The 3,465-nt window shown below is 71.4% G+C and carries 5 protein-coding genes; 3 read left to right on the top strand and 2 right to left on the bottom strand.

The genetic code is table 11. From position 1 onward, the window contains the following. On the top strand, window positions 1-754 hold a 754-nt coding region (locus tag VF330_RS21155), incomplete at its 5' end, for a LysR family substrate-binding domain-containing protein (protein ID WP_330853367.1). Here VF330_RS21155 and VF330_RS21150 read toward each other — a convergent pair. Continuing rightward, window positions 711-1,472, bottom strand: a complete 762-nt coding sequence (locus tag VF330_RS21150) for an AraC family transcriptional regulator (RefSeq protein ID WP_330853366.1) — start codon at window positions 1,470-1,472, stop codon at window positions 711-713. The genes VF330_RS21155 and VF330_RS21150 overlap by 44 nt on opposite strands. Window positions 1,473-1,560: 88 nt before the next feature. On the opposite strand from VF330_RS21150, the gene VF330_RS21145 reads away from it, so the two are divergent. Continuing rightward, complete coding sequence (locus VF330_RS21145; protein WP_330853365.1) at window positions 1,561-2,376, top strand: NmrA family NAD(P)-binding protein; 816 nt, start codon at window positions 1,561-1,563, stop codon at window positions 2,374-2,376. On the opposite strand, the gene VF330_RS21140 is transcribed toward VF330_RS21145, so the two are convergent. Continuing rightward, on the bottom strand, window positions 2,359-2,739 hold the full coding sequence (locus VF330_RS21140) for a hypothetical protein (RefSeq protein WP_330853364.1): 381 nt from the start codon (window positions 2,737-2,739) through the stop codon (window positions 2,359-2,361). The genes VF330_RS21145 and VF330_RS21140 overlap by 18 nt on opposite strands. A gap of 91 nt (window positions 2,740-2,830) precedes the next feature. Here VF330_RS21140 and VF330_RS21135 point away from each other — a divergent pair. After that, on the top strand, window positions 2,831-3,465 hold a 635-nt coding region (locus VF330_RS21135), incomplete at its 3' end, for a class I SAM-dependent methyltransferase (protein WP_330853363.1).

Below are 3,465 nucleotides of genomic sequence, written 5' to 3'. Positions count from 1 at the left end.
CCGCTCCAGCACCGGAATGAGGCTGACCGAGGCCGGCCGCGCCCTGGCCACGCGGGTACCGCCGGTGCTCGCCGGCTGGGACGCCGCCGTGAGCGAAACCCGCAGCGCGGCCAGGGTGCTCAGGGTCGGGTTCCTGGCCAGCGCCGCGAACGACGCCACGCAACACATCGTCAGCGCGTTCGGCAAGATCAGGCCGGGGTGGCGGGTGGACCTGGAGCAGGCGCCGTGGTCGGACCCGTCGGCCGGGCTCGCGACCGCCGAGGTGCCCGTCGCGTTGCTGCGCCTGCCCTTCCTCGGTGAGGACTCGTTCAAGGTGCAGGCGTTGTTCAGCGAACGTCGTTGCGCCGCACTGCCTTCCGCGCACCCGCTGGCCGGGCGCACCGAGATCGCGTTCCGCGAGCTGTGGGACGAGCCCGTCATCGTCGCGCCGGCGCTGAAGGGAGCGTGGCGCGAGCATTGGCTCGCTCTGTCCGAAAGGGACGGTCGCGAGGTTCGCATCGGCGCCGTCGTCGAGCAGCCCGACGAATTCCTGGGCGCCATCGCCGGCGGTCACGGCATCGCGCTGGTGCCGGCGTCCACGGCACACTTCTTCTCGCGGCCGGACGTGGTCTACGTGCCGGTGACCGGTGTGAGCCCCAGCGAGATCGCGGTGGCGTGGCTGCCGGACGCGGGGGACGCCGTCACTGACTTCGTGCGGTGCTGCGTCGACGTCACGCGCTCGCGGCGCACCGGGTGCGGCACTCGCTCGGACTGACGCCGTGCACGCGCTTGAACGCGGCGCTGAACCCGAACGCGTCCGCGTACCCGACCTGCCGCGCCACGGAGGCCACCGTCGCCGGCGACTCCGCCAGCAGGTCCGCCGCCAGCGCCATCCGCCACTCCGTGAGGTAGGTCAGCGGCGGCGTCCCGACCAGCCGGCAGAACCGCCCGGCGAGCGTCGTCCGCGCCACGCCCGCCTCCCGCGCCAGCGACGCCAGCGTCCACGCTCGGGCGGGATCGTCGTGCATCGCCCGCAGCACCGGCCCGGCCACCTCGTCGGCCAGCGCGGCCAGCCACCCCGAGTCGTGCTCGCGGTCGAACCACTCGCGCAGCGCGCACACCATGATCCAGTCCAGCAGCCGGTCCGCGACCACGCTGGACTCGTCGGTCCCCAACGACCCGTAGAACTCCGCGCACCCGTCGGTCCCCGGCGCTACCACCGCGTCCGGCAGCACTCCGGTCAGCCGCCGCGCCACCGACCCCAGGACGTCGTACGTCCCGCTGACCACCGACGCGTTCCCGTGCACGGCAACGGAATCCTGCACCACCAGGACGTCCCCCGGCCCCGCGGTCACGTCCCGCACCGAGACCTCGCCCGCCACCACCGCGTACATGGTCATCCCGGGCAGCGCCCGTGTCCCGGACAGCTCCACCCGACGCACACCGGCGCCATCCGCGCGCACTCCGCGCAGCAGTTCGTCGAACGGCTCCATGCCTCCAACATACGTCCGGGACGATCGGACAGCAGCGGCGAACGCTCGCCCATGTCCCCGTGCACGCGCCTGCGGTGCAGTGGACGCCATGACACAAGAGATCCTCGTCCTCGGCGCCACCGGCAAGACGGGCCGCCGAGTCGTCCAGGCCCTGGACAAGACCGGCGCCGCGGTCCGCGCCGCCTCCCGTTCCAGCGCGGTCCGCTTCGACTGGGCGGACGAGTCCACGTGGCAACCCGCGCTGTCCGGCGCGACAGCGGCGTACGTCATCGCCCCGGACGACCCCGCGGCCGCCGCCCCGTTCGTCGACCAGGCCAAGACCTCCGGAGTGCGCCTGGTCCTGCTCTCCGGCAAAGCACTCGACGAGATCCCGCACGACGTCTTCGCCGGCATGCACGCCGCCGAGGAAGCAGTCCGCGCCTCCGACCTGCCCTGGACCATCCTGCGCGCCAACAACTTCGCCCAGAACTTCTCCGAGGAGCTCTGGCAGCCCGGCATCCGCGCGGGCCGCCTGGCCCTGCCCGTGGACGACACTCCGGAACCGTTCGTCGACGTCCACGACATCGCCGAGGTGGCAGCCCTCGTCCTGACCACCGAAGGCCACGAGGGCCAGACCTACACCCTCACCGGCCCCGAGACCATCACGTTCGACACCGCAGTCGCCAAGATCTCCGCAGCCCTCGGCCGTCCAGTCGAACTGGCCAGGCCCACGCCGGACGAGTACCGCGAGATCCTGCTGGCCGAAGGACTGCCGGAAGAGCTCATCACCGAGCTCAACGGCATGTACGAGGCCATGCGCAAGGGCCTGCTGGCCACCCCGACCGACGACGTCAGCCGCCTCCTCGGCCGCGAAGCCACCAGCTTCGACACCTACGTGGCAGGAGCCCTAGACGCCTGGCGCTGACCGCCGCGGCGCCAGCAGGTGCACCGCAAAGCCCGAAGCCGTGGCCAAGACCGCCTGGTAGACGACCGACAGCTGGTACGACGAAGCCACCAGGAACACCGCGTCCAGCCCGGTCGTCCACCACCCGGCCAACTCGCCGATCCCGACCACGTGCCACCCGAAGAACCCGGCACACCACGCGGCCACCGCCCAGGCGGCCCGACCACCCCGCCGGACGAACAACGCCGTGGACACCGCCGCGACCGCGTTGAACGCGAGGGCGATGCCGGTCAGGGTGGCGTCGACGCTCCACACGAGGGTGGCCAGCGTCTGCACGACCAGCACGCCGACCACGAGCAAGGTGCCCAACCGGATCTTGTCCACGCGGGCACCCTAACCCGGCCGGTTCGCGCTTCCAGAGGTGTCACCGCACGAGCACACTGGTCAAACTGGAAGGATGACGCCCGGCCACGCGGTGCCCGCCGACTACGACACCGATCCGGGACGTTTCGAGGCCAACGCGCTCTCGACATCGCTGTTCTCGCGCAACGGCGACATCCACGCCGGTGTCGCCGGGCGGATTGCCGCGCAGGGCTGTTCCCTCGCGCTCGACGTGGGTGGTGGGACAGGTGTGTTGGCACGGCTGCTGCTCGATCTGAACGTGTCGACGGTCGTCGTCGACCGCGCTCGGCACGTCGCTCGCGCACCCGGCCCGGCCGTCCGGGCGGACGCGCTCAGCCTTCCGTTTCGCGCCGAAGTCTTCGACGCCGCGGCGGCGTTGTGGATGCTGCACCACGTGACTGATCCGGTAGCGGCCTTGGCGGAGATGTCACGGGTTCTGCGGCCCGGTGGTCCCCTCGTCATCTCGACGTCGAGCAGGTGGAACGACCCCGAGCTCGCCTGGGCGTTGCCGCACTGGGGAAGGCCGACGAGTTTCGACGCCGAGAACGCGCCCGAGCTCTTGGACGCGCTGTTCGACATCGACGAGCTCACGGTGTGGGACGCACCACTGATGACGCTACCCGACCGTGCCGCCGTGGCCTTGTTCCTGAGGGGAAGGCGTGTGCCACAACGCAAAGCGGTGGAGATGGCCAGAAGTGTGCAGGTGCC

Source organism: Lentzea sp. (assembly GCF_036380075.1).
Classification (GTDB): domain Bacteria; phylum Actinomycetota; class Actinomycetes; order Mycobacteriales; family Pseudonocardiaceae; genus Lentzea.
Note: the sequence above shows the minus strand (reverse complement) of the source record. Positions and strands in the feature narration are given on the sequence as shown.

Coding starts and splice junctions, on each gene's coding strand:
- VF330_RS21150 (WP_330853366.1), bottom strand. CDS start 1,472: ATGGAGCCGTTCGACGAACTGCTGCGCGGAGTGCGCGCGGATGGCGCC.
- VF330_RS21145 (WP_330853365.1), top strand. CDS start 1,561: ATGACACAAGAGATCCTCGTCCTCGGCGCCACCGGCAAGACGGGCCGC.